General features: G+C 66.9%; 14 protein-coding genes, 1 tRNA gene and 1 pseudogene. 5 read left to right on the top strand and 11 right to left on the bottom strand.

Translation table 11 applies throughout. The features are described 5' to 3' along the window. The first annotated feature begins 58 nt into the window (after positions 1–58). Together ACOGXQ_RS07675 and ACOGXQ_RS07670 are read left to right on the top strand one after the other, a co-directional pair. A complete protein-coding gene (locus ACOGXQ_RS07675; protein ID WP_419946816.1) occupies positions 59–793 on the top strand; it encodes an EthD domain-containing protein in 735 nt (244 codons plus the stop codon). Between the two features lie 51 nt (positions 794–844). Next, complete coding sequence (locus tag ACOGXQ_RS07670) at positions 845–1345, top strand: SRPBCC family protein (protein ID WP_419946815.1); 501 nt, start codon at positions 845–847, stop codon at positions 1343–1345. 27 nt (positions 1346–1372) lie between these two features. Here the strand turns inward: ACOGXQ_RS07670 and ACOGXQ_RS07665 are convergent, their stop codons facing one another. Continuing rightward, the gene (locus tag ACOGXQ_RS07665; RefSeq protein WP_419946814.1) at positions 1373–2242 is read right to left on the bottom strand and encodes an SCO6745 family protein; all 870 of its coding nucleotides are present in this window, start codon (positions 2240–2242) and stop codon (positions 1373–1375) included. A gap of 449 nt (positions 2243–2691) precedes the next feature. Between ACOGXQ_RS07665 and ACOGXQ_RS07660 the strand changes: the two are divergent. Both ACOGXQ_RS07660 and ACOGXQ_RS07655 read left to right on the top strand, forming a co-directional pair. Next, positions 2692–3222, top strand: a pseudogene (locus ACOGXQ_RS07660) (DUF6338 family protein); the annotation flags it as partial. 18 nt (positions 3223–3240) lie between these two features. Further along, positions 3241–3492: a hypothetical protein gene (locus ACOGXQ_RS07655; protein ID WP_419947460.1), complete on the top strand. Its 252-nt coding sequence runs from the start codon at positions 3241–3243 to the stop codon at positions 3490–3492. Positions 3493–3516: 24 nt separating this feature from the next. Here ACOGXQ_RS07655 and ACOGXQ_RS07650 read toward each other — a convergent pair whose 3' ends face one another. Then, entirely contained in the window at positions 3517–3801 is a 285-nt protein-coding gene (locus ACOGXQ_RS07650; protein ID WP_419947362.1) for a DUF4268 domain-containing protein, read from the bottom strand. Positions 3802–4136: 335 nt separating this feature from the next. Here ACOGXQ_RS07650 and ACOGXQ_RS07645 point away from each other — a divergent pair, with 335 nt between their 5' ends. Next, positions 4137–4478: a hypothetical protein gene (locus ACOGXQ_RS07645; RefSeq protein WP_419946813.1), complete on the top strand. Its 342-nt coding sequence runs from the start codon at positions 4137–4139 to the stop codon at positions 4476–4478. A gap of 46 nt (positions 4479–4524) precedes the next feature. Here the strand turns inward: ACOGXQ_RS07645 and ACOGXQ_RS07640 are convergent, their stop codons facing one another. The 9 genes from ACOGXQ_RS07640 to ACOGXQ_RS07600 all read right to left on the bottom strand — a co-directional run bounded on the left by ACOGXQ_RS07640 (position 4525) and on the right by ACOGXQ_RS07600 (position 13797). Further along, a complete protein-coding gene (locus ACOGXQ_RS07640; RefSeq protein WP_419946812.1) occupies positions 4525–5043 on the bottom strand; it encodes a globin in 519 nt (172 codons plus the stop codon). A gap of 175 nt (positions 5044–5218) precedes the next feature. Continuing rightward, positions 5219–5722: a MazG nucleotide pyrophosphohydrolase domain-containing protein gene (locus ACOGXQ_RS07635; protein WP_419946811.1), complete on the bottom strand. Its 504-nt coding sequence runs from the start codon at positions 5720–5722 to the stop codon at positions 5219–5221. Continuing rightward, positions 5719–6756: a hypothetical protein gene (locus tag ACOGXQ_RS07630; RefSeq protein ID WP_419946810.1), complete on the bottom strand. Its 1038-nt coding sequence runs from the start codon at positions 6754–6756 to the stop codon at positions 5719–5721. Before ACOGXQ_RS07630 ends, ACOGXQ_RS07635 begins: the two co-directional genes overlap by 4 nt. A 29-nt stretch (positions 6757–6785) precedes the next feature. Further along, positions 6786–10391, bottom strand: coding sequence for a transcription-repair coupling factor (mfd, locus tag ACOGXQ_RS07625; protein ID WP_419946809.1), 3606 nt, complete (start codon positions 10389–10391; stop codon positions 6786–6788). Beyond that, the gene (pth, locus tag ACOGXQ_RS07620) at positions 10388–11029 is read right to left on the bottom strand and encodes an aminoacyl-tRNA hydrolase (protein ID WP_419946808.1); all 642 of its coding nucleotides are present in this window, start codon (positions 11027–11029) and stop codon (positions 10388–10390) included. Before pth ends, mfd begins: the two co-directional genes overlap by 4 nt. 8 nt (positions 11030–11037) lie before the next feature. After that, complete coding sequence (locus ACOGXQ_RS07615; RefSeq protein WP_419946807.1) at positions 11038–11682, bottom strand: 50S ribosomal protein L25; 645 nt, start codon at positions 11680–11682, stop codon at positions 11038–11040. A 58-nt stretch (positions 11683–11740) separates the two neighbouring features. Continuing rightward, positions 11741–12724, bottom strand: a complete 984-nt coding sequence (locus ACOGXQ_RS07610; protein WP_419946806.1) for a ribose-phosphate diphosphokinase — start codon at positions 12722–12724, stop codon at positions 11741–11743. A gap of 210 nt (positions 12725–12934) precedes the next feature. Then, complete coding sequence (locus ACOGXQ_RS07605; RefSeq protein WP_419946805.1) at positions 12935–13690, bottom strand: NTP transferase domain-containing protein; 756 nt, start codon at positions 13688–13690, stop codon at positions 12935–12937. Positions 13691–13725: 35 nt separating this feature from the next. Continuing rightward, a tRNA-Gln gene (locus ACOGXQ_RS07600) sits at positions 13726–13797 on the bottom strand. Between the last annotated feature and the right edge of the window lie 5 nt (positions 13798–13802).

Here is a 13802-nt window from a genome sequence, read left to right as displayed (position 1 = left end):
CGCGGGGCGCGCAGCGGTGCCGTCATGCCGCTGCGACGAGTCCCCCGAGGAGGCATCGATGACGAGCGAGATCACGGCCACGCCGGGCGCGAAGATGATCTTCCTGATCAAGCGCCGACCCGAAGCCACGCGTGACGAGCTGGTGGCGAACTGGTTCAAGAACCATATGCCCGCGGTGATCGCCGGCCAGGAGCGCGCCGCCGCCGACGGCAAGGTCCACGCCACGAAGTACATCGCGACGCTGTTCGACCAGCGTCACGGCAAGGACGTGCCGTGGGACGGCATGGCACAGCTCTGGTTCGATCGGGCCATCCCGAACCCGTCCGAGCCGCACGGCACGGTGCCTGCCGACACGTTCCAGCAGAAGGCCGAGCCGTACGTGGGATGGGCGACCACCGAGTACGTCGTGATCGACGGCGAGCTGCCGCTGGTGCCGAACACCCTGAACGAGCCGTTTCCGGTGACACGGTCGGGTTTCTTCAAGGTGTCGTTCCTGGTGCCGGCCCGGGACGGCATCGAATACGACGCAGCGTTCCGGCACTGGCTGGAGGCGCATGCGCCCAACGTGCGCGGTGTCATGGAACAGATCGGCGGCCTGCGCTACGTGGTCAACCACAGCCACGACCCCGCCAACGAGTCCTACCTGGGCATGGCTGAGCTGTACTTCCGCGATCCGCAGGGCTGGGACGACTACCGCGCCACCATCACCGAGGACGGCTTCAGCGAGTACGTCGACTTCAGCCGCCTCGTGAACCTGCACGCCACCACACAGATGGTCGGCATCGGAGGCTGACGGGTTGCAGCACCGGGGCATCTGCCGGCTCCTTCTGCAAGGCTGCATCGCATGAGCGAGCAACTGCCTGGCCACGTCGACGACCCCGTGATGTCCTACAGCGAGTCCATCGACATTGACGCGCCGGTCTCGTCGGTGTGGGACATGGTGACCTCGCTGGAGCGCTACGGCGAGTGGAGCAGCGAGAACACCGGCGGCTACTGGCGCAAGGGCCCCGATGGCGAGTCCGGCACGGGCCAGGTCGGCGACATGTTCGTGGGCGTCAACAAGCGTGACGGCCAAGAGTGGAAGGCGCCGGTAGAGATCATCCGCCGTGTCGAGAATGAGGACTTCGCGTTCGTGACAGGCGGACTCGAATACAACATCGTGCTGTGGCGCTACCAGCTCGCGCCCATGGGCGACGGGACGACGCTGACCGAGTCGTGGACGCTGCGCCAGCTGTCGCCGCGGATGCTGGAGCACGGCCAGAAAGAAGTCGACTACCGGGCGCACAACGCCCGCACGAGCCTGCAGGCCACGCTGGCGGCGATGAAGGCCGCTGCCGAGGTCTGATCAACTATTCGAGGGTGACCAGTCGGGCTAGCCCGGCTCGTTGGCAGGGTAGAGCTCGCGCCAGTCGATCTGGTCGTCCATTGGCAGCACGGCGTTGATCGGTGCCATGTCGGCGAGGAGGGCATCGGCGGCGTTTTCGCCGATGGCGGTCCAGTGGAAACAGTCCAGCCGATCGGTCATGGCCTCGACGTCGGCGCGGCCGGCGACGCCTGACGCGGTGGCCCGCCCGTTGGCGTCCACCCAGCCGCGGCGTCGGAGTCGCTCGACCGCGGCTGCGGACTCTGCCTCGGTCCAGCCGGCTTCCTCTTGAATCCACTCGCGAGGCGCTTCGTCGACGGCGACCTGGGACACCACCGACTCGCAGCCGTCCAGTCCGGCCGCCGCCAGAGCGATCAGGTGGCAGCCGCTGCGGTATTCGCGCAGCAGGGTGCAGCCATGCCACAGCGCAAGGTGCGGTTCGCCTGGCCAGTCCAGCGACGACCAGCCGGCGAACAGCACTCGCCCGACGGGATCAGCGGCATCGCAGGCTGCTCGCACGATCTCTGCGCACCGCCCGACAGCCTCGCCGCTCGCCAAATCGCCCAGCTCTCGCTGCAATGCCTGGTCCATGGCGTTGTAGCGAGCTGCGAGCACCCGTTCAGGTGTCGAGAACATCCACGCATCCGGGATGGCGCGCCGCACCCGGGCGGGGGCGTAGTAGAAGAACAGCGACTCCACGACGCTGGCAGGCACCGGCCCCAGGGGTGCCACGCGCGTGGCGAAGTAGTTCATCCAGAAGCCTCGCAGCCCCGCCGCTGCGCCCGATTCACGCACTTCGGGCGCCCAGTAACAGAGCTGGTGGTAGCGCTCGACGCACTCCCACATGCGCCGCGCCCGCTGCTTGGTCGTCTCAGTCATCGGCCGCTGTTCTAGCGCAGCCGCTCATTCGCAAGATGGAGAGACTTCGGTCGCTGCCCCGCAGCTCTAGCGCTGCGTAGTGGTGTGTCGCAGTTTTCCTCCGGGCATCATGCAGCTCGCTGACCTGCAAGAATGGGCTTGCTTCAGCCCCAGCCATTTCAACGACGAACCAGTAGGCACAGTTCGGTCAGTTCGACGACGACCTTCGCTTGGCCGAAGCGCCAATAAATCGTCGCGAGCATTCCGAGCCAAGCCATTACGGTGAGTCGAGAAGGATGAAGCTGACAGGAGGAGCGATGGCAGGCGATAAGCCACGTTCGACACACTCCCCACGTGACGGCAGGCGATCACAGGTCGATCGAGGGTCCAAGAAGGTGCCGACGGCCAAGATGCCGCCGCCTTCGAAGAAGCCGCCGTCCCCGCCGCCACGGTCTCGGCGCGGGTGAGAGTTGGCTGCCAGCGTTCTCGCCGTCGCTCTTCTCGGTCTCATTGCCTCTCCGGATCTCGTCTATCGCGGGGCTCGCCAACGGCGGCATCCAAGCAGTGAGCGTCGAGGCGGCGTCGAGAACTCGCTGACACTGCTTGCGGGAGCTACTGCGACCTTTGTGTCGCTCTGCCTCTTCGCAGCTGTTCGGCACTTGGCCCCGGATCACACTCCGGACCTCGGCAGGCTGTTGCGCGAGCCTGCCGACTACAGCAGGAGCCAACTGCCGTATCTGGCGGTTTGGGCGGCCGGAATCTATGTCGTGGCACTCGCCTTGGCACTGTTTGCAGGGATCGTGATGCCGCATCGGAGGTCGGGTATTCGCGATGTGTCGTCGTGGTGGCTCATCTTCGGTGACGATGACCGTTCGACATCGCGGCGGTGGCCGTCGCGACGACGCAGCGATGGGACGGATGCCCGTGCGACGGGCTAGCAGTACGTCGGATGTGATCTCATCGATGGCTCATACGTTGGCGGCTACATCTACGCATATTCGACCGAAGTAGAAGAGACCTTGGATCGCGACATCGTTCTCGTCGCGCCGATCAGCTACGTGCCCGCAGATCTACCGGTCCTGGAAGCGTCGGCTGCCGGAGATTCTGCCGAGAAGAGCTCTCACGAGGCGCCGCCCATCACTGATCCAGCCGAACTGTCTGACGTCGGCGTCGCAATCGTCAGCGCAGCCCGCATCAAGTTCATGACGGCGACAAACGTGCAGTCAGGCATCGATGAGGAGTACAGGCACGCCAGCGAGTCGGTGGCTTAGTCCCTGCGAAGCAGCTCAGTTGGTTCACTCGCGAGCCATCTGCTCCAGAACGGGATCAAAGACATCGCGGAACCGGGTGAGTGTGCGAACGAGCCACTGCTGCGCGTCGGGCCACCCGGCTCTGTCATTCTCAGATACGGGGCCAGGATGGCTGACTGAGATGCGTGCATTCTTCTTAAAGACCTCGTGTTCCCATCTGAGTTCGTAGCCAAGTTGTCCCTCGATCAATTCGCGTTGCGAGAGGATCTCCTTGTAGATGACGGCGGTGGCGTCCGCATTGGGCGCGCCGATCCACACCTCGGCTCGCAGACTCCGATTCGCACCACGTCCAAAAAAGGCAGCGTGGTACCCAACGCGCCCAATGCGATCCAGTCATTCTTGGATGATCCGGTACTGGACGCCCAACGCGCGTCTTGCTCTTGGAGAGCTTGTTGAGTCCCATGCCAGAACTCCATATGGAGCGCTTGACGGTTGGTGCGGCGACTCGTGCGATCGTCGCGCACGGTGCGCGACCACTGATCGGGCTCGAGTTCGATCCGTAAGTGTGGGGCCGGGCGCGAGCCCTCGATCCGCCACGCCTCCAAGACCAAGCCGAAGAAACCAAAGGGTGGTCGCGAGACGTCATTCAGCCATGCGAGCGCCGAATGGTGTTCTGGTCGGAAGCTCTCCGCGAGCAGGACGGCATGGGTGGCCTCGATACCGGCGGCGTATGTGATCAGCTTGCCGAGGTGGTCGTGGTCTGTCCCTCCGAACATGTTCTCGACGACGACACGGCAGTCTCTGTCGGAGTCGTAGAACACGAGATCGGCGCTATAGCTGCCGACCGACACCTCGCTGTCCTCCAAGGTGAGATTCAAGCCGAGACAGTCGCCGATGATCTCCGGGTTATCAGCGAGCCATGGCGTCAAGTCGTGTGCCTCGTGGGGCCAGAGTTCGCGAACCGGAACGGTCTCAATCCTCGCGATGCGCTCCGGCAGTTCCTCTGATTGATTCTGCGGTTCAGTCAATCTCGACTCTCCTCGGAGTCTGCCCTCATGAAGCTGTTCCAGGCGGGGGTCGGTTGATGAGGTGGGTGGCGGCGTTGTCGAAGTGGGCGAACATGGCCTGCGCAATGTCAGGGTCGAGCGGCGACCCGTCGGGCAGGCTGGCCGCCTCGAGCGACGCGAGCATGTGGCGCATCCAGGCGTTGCGCTCGGCCACGCCGATGGCGAACGGCATATGCCTCATGCGCAGCCGGGGGTGGCCCCGCTCTGCGCTGTAGTCGGCGGGTCCGCCCCAGTACTGGGCCAGGAAGCCAGCCAGCCGATGCCGGGACGGCACGAGATCTGCCGGATACATCGGCCGCAACAGCTCGTCGGTCTCGACGGCGTCGTAGAACCGGCCCACCAGGTCATCGAAGAACCGCTGCCCGCCCACGGCCGCATACACCGTCGGTGGCTGCTCGACAGCGTCAGCCAGGCTGCCGCCCAACGTCAGGCCCCCCGCACCCCATGCGGACCCGTCGCCGGATGATGCGGCTTCGTTCGCTCCGGCGGCATCGGCCTCGCTCACAGTGCTCAGGCTACGAGCGCCGCCGACACGGGCTCGCCTCACGCGCTCAGACACACACCCGCGGACAAGGAACTCAGATCGCAAGCCCAGACCGCACCCGACGGTGCGAGCACCTCAGGCTCAGCGCCATCACAGACCTGACCCACAGAAATCCGCCCACTCTCCGACCAGCCTCCTAGTTGCGAGGCACTTCGCGCGCGGCGATGCGGCTCGCCCGCGCCTCCCGCTCGACAGCCTTGATCGCCTCCCATTGCGCCGACAGTTCGGCATCGGTGGGCTCAGGCGCCTCGGGATCCCGCTCGAAGACATGGGGATGGCGCCGGAGCATCTTGGCCTCGACGGCCACAAGCACTTCGGCCAGTGTGAAGGTGCCCGCCTGCTCCCCGATCGCGGCGTTCATGAGCACTTGCAGCAGCACATCGCCCAGCTCCTCCACCAAGTCCTCGATGGCGGTCTCCATCTCGTGCGGATCACCCGAGAGCGCATCGTCGGCCACCTGCAGCGCCTCGGCCAGTTCGGTCACCTCGTCCACGGCGTAGGGTGCCAGCGATGCGTGCGTCTGGACCCGATCCCATGGGCACTCGCGCCGCAGCCTGGCGATCACCCCGTGCAGCGAGATCAGCCGCTCGCCGAGGTCTGCCTCGGCCTCCATCACGTCTCTCTTGTCAAGGCCGGTCACGGAAGGAACGGCATCGACACCCAGAGGCTGCTGGGATCCCAGATACCGATCTCCGGGGCCACGCTCACCTCGTAGCCGACCATGATCTCGGTCAGCACGCGGCCTGCGAACGGTCCGATCACCGAGAGGTCGGCCTGGTCGTGCTGCAACTCGTCGAGGTGCAGCACCACCCAGAGTTCGCCCGTCGGGCTCGCGGCGGACGGCAGCAGGATCGGCGCTGTCAGATCACCGGGTTCTAGTTCGAGCAGCGTGAGCACCATCTCGCTGTCGAAAACCAAGTCGAGGGGCGGAGCACAGGCGACCGCACCGTCGGGTTCCGTCAGGTTGGGCAAGTTGACCTCAGATGCAACCTCGCCGAAAGGCTCGCCAGCGCGCACACGCTCGGCTGCGGCGTCGGCATCGGCCTCAGTCGGCAGCATGAGGGCACTCATGCAGTGAGGCGTCGCCAGCCGCTCGATGCTGGGGTCTTCGGCAACGCTGCGCTGCTGCGCGAATTCCTCGAAGGGTCCCTCGAGATGTTGCTGTAACTGCGCGTCGATGTCCTCGTCGGAGGCGTCGATGTCGACGGGAAAGCCGAGCTCGTCGAGTGCGACGGCAGCGAGGCGCCGCTGAAGCATGAGCGCCAGCTGGAAGACGAACTCCTCGTGCGTCGGGTTCTCCGGATCGCCCACCGACGGCGGCGGCGAGTCGGCAAGGCCGTCGCGGACTTGGGCCACCGAGAGCTGCCCGCCGGGGAACTCCGCCGCAACAGCGCTGGGATCCTCAAGGACTGGTCTGGCGATGGCCTCCTGCGCTGCACGCTGTGCCGCTCGCTCAGCCTGCTCGGCTTCGAGCGCCGCCTGCTCGGCCGCCAGATCGACATCGCGCCCGGCGGGATCGAGGGCGTCGCGCGTCACCACACCGTCGTCGTCGACGTCGACCTCTTCGAAACGCTCCAAGGGAACCTCGGTGTGCACCGTGACCGCATTGCCGCTGTCGCTGCACGCGAATGCCAAGAACACGAGCGGAGCCAACAACAGAACCCGTCGAGTCATGAAACTCTCCCGGCGCGCACGTGGGCAGACTAGGTGGTCGCCGCATCGGCGGGCGGTCGCAGCTGCTGGCAGAACTCGAACAGGTGCCCGACAGTGGCCGGCCGCAGCGTCCGGACTGACAGCTGCACCTCAGAGGTGTCGGACTTGCAGCGAGCCGCGACAAATGGCGTGCCGCCACAGATGCGCTTCATGCGCAGCTCCTCGCTGGCAGTCAGCTCCAGCGGACCCAATCGCACCCGTCCGCCGTCATAGCTGGGCGCGAACGCCACGGTCCGCATACCCAGCCGGTGGCACTCGGCGCGCAGCAACGCGATATGCAGCAGCGTCTGCGCTTCTTCGGGAACTGGACCGTAGCGATCGATCCACTCGGCCTCGATGTCGGCCACCTCTGCCAACTCGGTCACCGCGCCGAGCCTGCGGTACGCCTCCAAGCGTCCGGTCGGATCAGCCACGTAGTGATCCGGCAGGTGCGCCACGAGCGGCAGGTCGATGACGATCTCGGCCGGCTGTTCGGGCGTCTCGCCGCTCAGCTCAGCGACAGCCTCGCTGACCAGCTCGCAGTAGAGGTCGTAGCCGACAGCGGCGATGTGGCCCGATTGCACGCCGCTGAGCAGGTTGCCGGCGCCGCGCAGCTGCAGGTCGCGCATGGCGATGCGGTAGCCCGAGCCCAACTCGGTGGATTCGCCGATCGTGCGCAGGCGCTCGTAGGCCTCCTCGGAAAGGGAGCGGCCTTCGGGATGGAACAAGTACGCGTACGCCCGCTGGCCTGAGCGGCCCACCCGCCCGCGTATCTGGTGCAGCTGCCCCAAGCCGAGCAGATCGGCGCGATCCACCACGAGCGTGTTGACGCTCGGCATGTCGATGCCCGACTCGATGATCGTCGTGCACACCAGCACGTCGTGGCGACCCTCCCAGAAGTCGATCACGACCTGCTCGAGCGTGCCCTCGTCCATCTGACCGTGAGCCACGGCGATGCGCGCCTCGGGCACCAGCACGGACAGCTCAGCGGCCACCCGGTCGATGTCCTTGACCCGGTTGTGCACGAAGAACACCTGGCCCTCGCGCAGCAGCTCACGCCGGATGGCCTCGCTGACCGCGCGTTCGTCATACGGACCGACGTGGGTGAGGATCGGCTGGCGTTCCGCGGGGGGTGTCTGCAGCAGCGACAGATCGCGGATGCCGGTGAGCGCCATTTCGAGCGTGCGGGGAATGGGCGTTGCAGTCAGCGTGAGCACGTCCACCTCAGCGCGCAAGTGCTTGATGGACTCCTTGTGGCTGACGCCGAAGCGCTGCTCCTCGTCGACGACCAGCAGACCCAGATTCTTGAACTTCACGTCACTCGACAGCAGTCGATGCGTGCCGATGACCACATCGGTGGCGCCGTCGGCCAGCCTGGCGACGACGGCCCGCTGCGCTGCGGGTGTGAGGAACCGGCTGAGCACCTCGACACGGACGGCTTGGTCGGCGTAGCGCTCCGCGAACGTCTGGTGGTGCTGCTGGGCGAGCAGCGTGGTGGGCACCAGTACCGCCGCCTGCTTGCCGGCGCTGACCGCGCAGAACGCCGCCCGCACGGCCACCTCTGTCTTGCCGAAGCCGACGTCGCCGCACACGAGCCGGTCCATCGGCACCGGCTCGGCCATGTCGGTCAAGACCTCGTCGATGGTGCGGCGCTGGTCGGGAGTGGGCGTGTAGGCGAAGCTGTCGGCCAGCTCGGCCATGCCCAGTCCGTCGGGGTCGAACGCGTTGCCTGCGGTGGTGATGCGCCGCTGGTACAGCACCACCAGCTCTTGGGCGATCTCGGCAACAGCCGCCCGCACCTTGGCCTTCTGCCGCTGGAAGTCGCTGCCGCCCATGCGGCTGAGGCGTGGCGTCTCGCCGCCGATGTAGGGACGGATGAAGTCGATCTGCTCGGTCGGCAGGTAGAGCCGGTCGGTGCCCCGGAACTCCAGCTCGAGATAGTCGCGCACGTCGTCGCCGAACGCCCGGCGGACCAGCCCCGCGTAGCGGGCGATGCCGTGATGATGGTGGACGACGAAGTCCCCGATGCTGAGATCCTCGAACGTCGGGGTGAGAGCGGTTCTCCGTCGTGCTGCCCGGTGGATGCGGCGACGGCCGGTGAACTCCGCCTCGGGCAGTACCGCAACGCCCGCGTTGGGCGCGATGAAGCCCTTCTCGAGCGGAGCTACGACGACTTGACCTCCCGGCTGGGGCGTGAACTCCGCGCGATCGCGGTGCAGGCGGAGTGGAACCTCCTCGGCGCTGAGCGCGTCGGCGAGACGCTCGGCAGAGCCCTCGCCCTCGGCGGCCACAACCACGATGGGTCGCTCCGCTCCCGGCACAATGGCGCGCGCCGAGACAGTCTCAGATCTGATGATCAAGCGGCGAAGCTGTGCCACCAGCCGTGTGGGGTCGCCGGCCGCGGGCACCCACATCTCGGTGGAGATGCTGGGTCCGGGGTCGCCGGCCGCGGTCGGAGCTGCGGTCGAGTCCATAGACCACACCGCTCCGTCGAAGCGTGAGAGCAGTCGGTCGAACGGCACGTGGAGTCTGGGAAATGACCCGGCTCGGGAATCTGGCTGATCTTCCAGATCGCCGTTGTGGCGGCTGTCGTCATCGCGCGGAGCTGATCCGTCGACGCCACGCAAGTCCCACGTCATGGCAAGCGAGCGGGTCAGGTCATCGGTCTCGGCTGCGATGTCGGCCGCGCGGTCGGCAAGGCGCCGAGGCTCGATCAGCAGCACCAGCGCAACTGCACCGAGCAGATCCGGCAGCACGACCTCCTCCGAAGTGAGCCACGGGAGCCAGGACTCCATCCCGTCGAACAACTCGCCACGAGCGAGGCGCTCCATGTGCTCACGGCACCATGGCTGGCTGCGAGCCAACTCGGCCGCTCGGAGGCGCATGTCGGCATCGGGACGCAGTTCTCGCGCCGGGAACAGGCGCGTTTCGGCGAGGTCGGCGACCGAGCGCTGGTCAGACACTGAGAACTCCGTCAGCCGGTCCACCTCGTCACCCCATAAGTCGATGCGCACCGGTGCGTCGGCTGTCGGGCAGAACACGTCCACGATCCCGCCGCGAACGGCGATCTCGCCCCGGTGCTCCACCTGGTGCTCCCGCCGGTATCCCCAGGTGACGAGCCGGCTCACCAGCTCGCCGAGGTCGCATCGGCCGCCCTTGGCCACTTTGAGCACGGCCGTCTCGCCGGTACAAGCGGGAGGACTCAGCCGCTGGAGCAGCGACCGGATCGGGGCCACGATGACCTCGGGCGCAGCGGGATCCGGTGATTCCCCCGACTGCAGCGCCGACAGCACCGCCAGCCGACGACCCATCGTCTCGGTCGCCGGGCTCACACGCTCGAACGGCAGCGTCTCCCACGCAGCGAACAGCGCCACTCGATGCTCACCCAGCCAAGTGGCGAGGTCGCCGGTCCAGCGCTCGGCCTCCTGGGCGGTCGCGGTGACGACGAGGATCGGTGCGCGAGACCCCTGTGCTGCCAAGCCGGCTGCGGCGAACGGGCGGGCGCCTTCCGCGACAGCGATTGAGCCCGACGCCCTGCCGAGCATCGAGACGAAACCAGGGTCACGGATGAGACGTTCGGTCAGCGCACGCAAGGGCGCCGTAGGGGCCGTGCTCACGGTGACTCGTGGTTCCGAGCGCGCCGACGGGCGTTGGTGACGTTCATTGCCGCCTCGATGCCGTCGCGCACCAGCACCTCCAGACCTGACACCGCGTGGTCGAGGGCCGCATCGATGAGGGACTCCTCGTGACGGTTGGGCCGCTGCAGCACCCACTTGCGGCCAGCTTCGGGCCGCGGCGGCTTGCCGATGCCGATGCGCACGCGCACGAAGTCCGCCGTGCCGATCTGGCCGACGATCGAGGCCAAGCCGTTGTGGCCGGCGATCCCGCCGCCCGCCTTGACGCGCACCTGACCCGGTTCGAGGTCGAGTTCGTCATGCACCACGACGAGTTGCGCAGGCTCGACGATGCCATGGCGCCGGATCAGCACACCGACGCTGCGCCCGCTCTCGTTCATGAACGTGGTGGGGCAGGCGAACGCGACGCGATGCCCGCTGACGGCTGCGGTGCCCACCCGGGCGTGTTCCCGCCGCGCCACAGCCAGCTCGCAGCCCAAGGCCGTCGCCCAGCGCTCCACCGCTGCGGCTCCGGCGTTGTGACGGCTGCCGGCGAAGCGCTCAGGTGGATTGCCCAGACCCACCACGAGCCAGTCTGCGACTGTGCCCCGCCGCGCGGTCGCCCGGCGGAAGACGGACACCGGGGCAGTCAGCTCTGGCTGTCGGCGTTCTCGACGTCGGCCTGACCGGCCTTTTCGAGGGCTTCGCCGTCTTCGCCAAGCTGCTCGGCTGCAACAGCGGCTCGGGTTCGCTGTGCGATCACCACGAGGGTGTCGCCGTCGAGCAGGCTCACCATGCCACCGGGAAGGGCCATGTCGCTGACACGGACCGGGTTCTCGAGCGACAGCTCCGACACATCGACATCCAGCGAAGGAGGAATCGCGCCGGCCGACGATTCGACATGCAGGGACATGAGCTGCTGCTGGAGGACAGCACCCTGCCGACTGGCGGCTACAGGCTCGCCGACGAGCCGCACCGGTACGTCCACTTCTAGGCGCTCATCGAGGGACACGAGCATGAAGTCCACATGGGTGACGCGGTTCGCGATGGAGTCGCGCTGCATGTCCTTGACGATGGTGAGGTGATTCTTGCCCCCGACTTCGAGCGTGATGATCGCGTTCGGCCCGGCCGCGTTCAGCGCAGCCCGGAACCGCAGACGATCCAGCGTGAGCAGCACCGGATCGGTGCCATGGCCGTACATCACCGCAGGGATCTTGTCGTCCGCTCGCAGGCGCCGCGACGGACCGGAACCGGTGGCCGTGCGCTTGTGAGCAACGAGCTTCATCTGTTCCATCGAGATTCCCTCAGCAGTCGGGTTCTTGCGCGCAGGGCGGCAGGAAAGCCTACGGGTCTCAGAAGAGGTTCTGGCCGTCGAAGATCTCCGACACCGAGGCGTCCTCGAACACCGACTCGAGCGCATCGGCGAACACGCCTGCAACGCTCAGCACCTCGAGCTTGTCGAACTGCTTCGAGCCGGGGATCGGCACCGTGTTGGTGACGATGACCTGGCTCAGCGAGGAGTTCTTGAGCCGGTCGACGGCGGGGTCGGAGAACACAGCGTGCGTGCTGGCACACATCACGTCGGCGGCGCCGTGAGCGATCAAGGTCTCAGTGGCCGAGCAGATGGTGCCGGCCGTGTCGATCATGTCGTCGATGATCACGCAAGTGCGTCCGGCCACCTCGCCCATGATGCCGAGCGCCTCGGATTCGTTCGCGCTGTCGTTCGCCCGCCGCTTGTAGATCGACGCCACGTCGCAGCCCAGCCGGGTGGCGTAGCGCTCTGCCACCTTCACCCGCCCCGTGTCAGGCGAGACGATGACCGAGTCGGGACCCATCTCCGTGGCCAAGTAGTCGATGAGCACCGGGGCGGCGGTGAGATGGTCCACCGGGCCGTCGAAGAATCCCTGGATCTGGCCGCTGTGCAGATCGATCGACACCAGTCGCTCGGCACCGGCCACCGTGAACAGGTCGGCCAGCAGGCGGGCAGTGATCGGCTCGCGGCCGGCCGCCTTGCGATCCTGGCGGGCGTAGCCGTACAGCGGCGTTACCGCGGTGATCCGCTTGGCGGAGGCACGCCGGGCAGCGTCCACCATGATCAGCTGCTCCATGATCGCGTCGTTGATGCTCATGGTCTCGCTGGCAGCGTGACTCTGGATGATGAAGACGTCCCCGCCTCGGATCGACTCGGCGAACTTGCACTTGATCTCGCCGTTGGCGAAATCGACCAGACCCGGGTCACCCAGCTCGACGCCGAGCTGTTCAGCGATCTCCTGGGCCAACTCGGGGTTGGCCCGGCCGCTGAACAAGTGCAGGCGCTTCTTGGTGACCAGCTCCATCGCATATTCCTTTCGAGACAGCCCAGACGGCGACGCGCCCGAAACCGTCACATTTCGTGATTGCGCAGGAGGCTCGGCGGCGGGTTCAGCTGCGGGTTCAGGCGGCATATTCTGCAATCCGACGGCACTTCGAGACTACCCGACTCCACTCTGCGAACCCCGGAGATTGGGGTGCGCCAGAGGCCGTCACGAGGTGGCGGCCTGCGGGCGTCAACCGCGAGCGGCCAGCGCGACCTCGCAGGCAGCAAGCTGGGCGGCATCGTTGACGCCCATGGCTTCGGCGGCGTCGGCGGTGGTCACCGTCGAGATCCGCTGGCTGTCGCTGCCGAGCAGGCCGATGGCGTCGGTGAGGTAGTACTCCGCGGCGGCGTTGGCGCAGCGAAGCTGCGGGAGCACTCGGCGAAGCCGGGCGATGTCGAAGCAGTACACGCCTGCGTTGATCTCGTCGATCTGTGATTGCTCCGGTGAGGCGTCTCGCTGCTCGACGATGGCGATCTCGCCGTCGCTGCGCACGATGCGCCCGTAGCCGGTCGGGTCATCCAGGCAAGCGGTCAGCAGGCTGGCCGCCGCGCCGTCACGGCGACGGACGGCGACGAGCTGAGCGAGGGTCTCAGCCCGCAGCAGCGGGGTGTCGCCCGGCAGCACCAGCACGTCGCTTGTCCCCGGCAGCTCGCCGAGAGCGTCGAGTCCCACACAGGCTGCGTCGCCGGTGCCGAGCTGGTACGGCTGGTCAGCAAAGACCAGACGATCAAGCCGGGGGGCTGCGGTTCGCACGGCATCGCGGACATGGTCCGCCTCGTGCCCGACGACGACAACGACAGGACCGGCATCCGCGTCGGCCAGCGTGTCGAGGACGCGCAGCACCATGGCACGCCCCCCGACCGGGTGCAGGGGCTTGGGCAGGTCCGACGACATCCGGGTGCCGGCCCCTGCTGCCAGAACGATGGCCGCACTGTGTGCCTTCATCGGTGCAGATTCGCTGTCAGCAATCGACAGCAGGGTTCGGGGAGGAGGACTCGAACCTCCATTGCCGGGACCAAAACCCGATGTCCTGCCAATTGAACGATCCCCGATCGCG

Origin of the sequence: Candidatus Poriferisodalis sp., from assembly GCF_965208485.1 — a bacterium.
GTDB lineage: Bacteria > Actinomycetota > Acidimicrobiia > Acidimicrobiales > Poriferisodalaceae > Poriferisodalis.
Note: the sequence above shows the minus strand (reverse complement) of the source record. Positions and strands in the feature narration are given on the sequence as shown.

What these genes read in the sequence shown, in the direction of transcription:
- ACOGXQ_RS07665 (WP_419946814.1), bottom strand. Translation starts at nt 2,242, where the DNA reads ATGACTGAGACGACCAAGCAGCGGGCGCGGCGCATGTGGGAGTGCGTC.
- ACOGXQ_RS07610 (WP_419946806.1), bottom strand. Translation starts at nt 12,724, where the DNA reads ATGGAGCTGGTCACCAAGAAGCGCCTGCACTTGTTCAGCGGCCGGGCC.
- ACOGXQ_RS07605 (WP_419946805.1), bottom strand. Translation starts at nt 13,690, where the DNA reads ATGAAGGCACACAGTGCGGCCATCGTTCTGGCAGCAGGGGCCGGCACC.
- ACOGXQ_RS07670 (WP_419946815.1), top strand. Translation starts at nt 845, where the DNA reads ATGAGCGAGCAACTGCCTGGCCACGTCGACGACCCCGTGATGTCCTAC.
- ACOGXQ_RS07630 (WP_419946810.1), bottom strand. Translation starts at nt 6,756, where the DNA reads ATGACTCGACGGGTTCTGTTGTTGGCTCCGCTCGTGTTCTTGGCATTC.
- ACOGXQ_RS07615 (WP_419946807.1), bottom strand. Translation starts at nt 11,682, where the DNA reads ATGGAACAGATGAAGCTCGTTGCTCACAAGCGCACGGCCACCGGTTCC.
- ACOGXQ_RS07645 (WP_419946813.1), top strand. Translation starts at nt 4,137, where the DNA reads ATGGTGTTCTGGTCGGAAGCTCTCCGCGAGCAGGACGGCATGGGTGGC.
- ACOGXQ_RS07675 (WP_419946816.1), top strand. Translation starts at nt 59, where the DNA reads ATGACGAGCGAGATCACGGCCACGCCGGGCGCGAAGATGATCTTCCTG.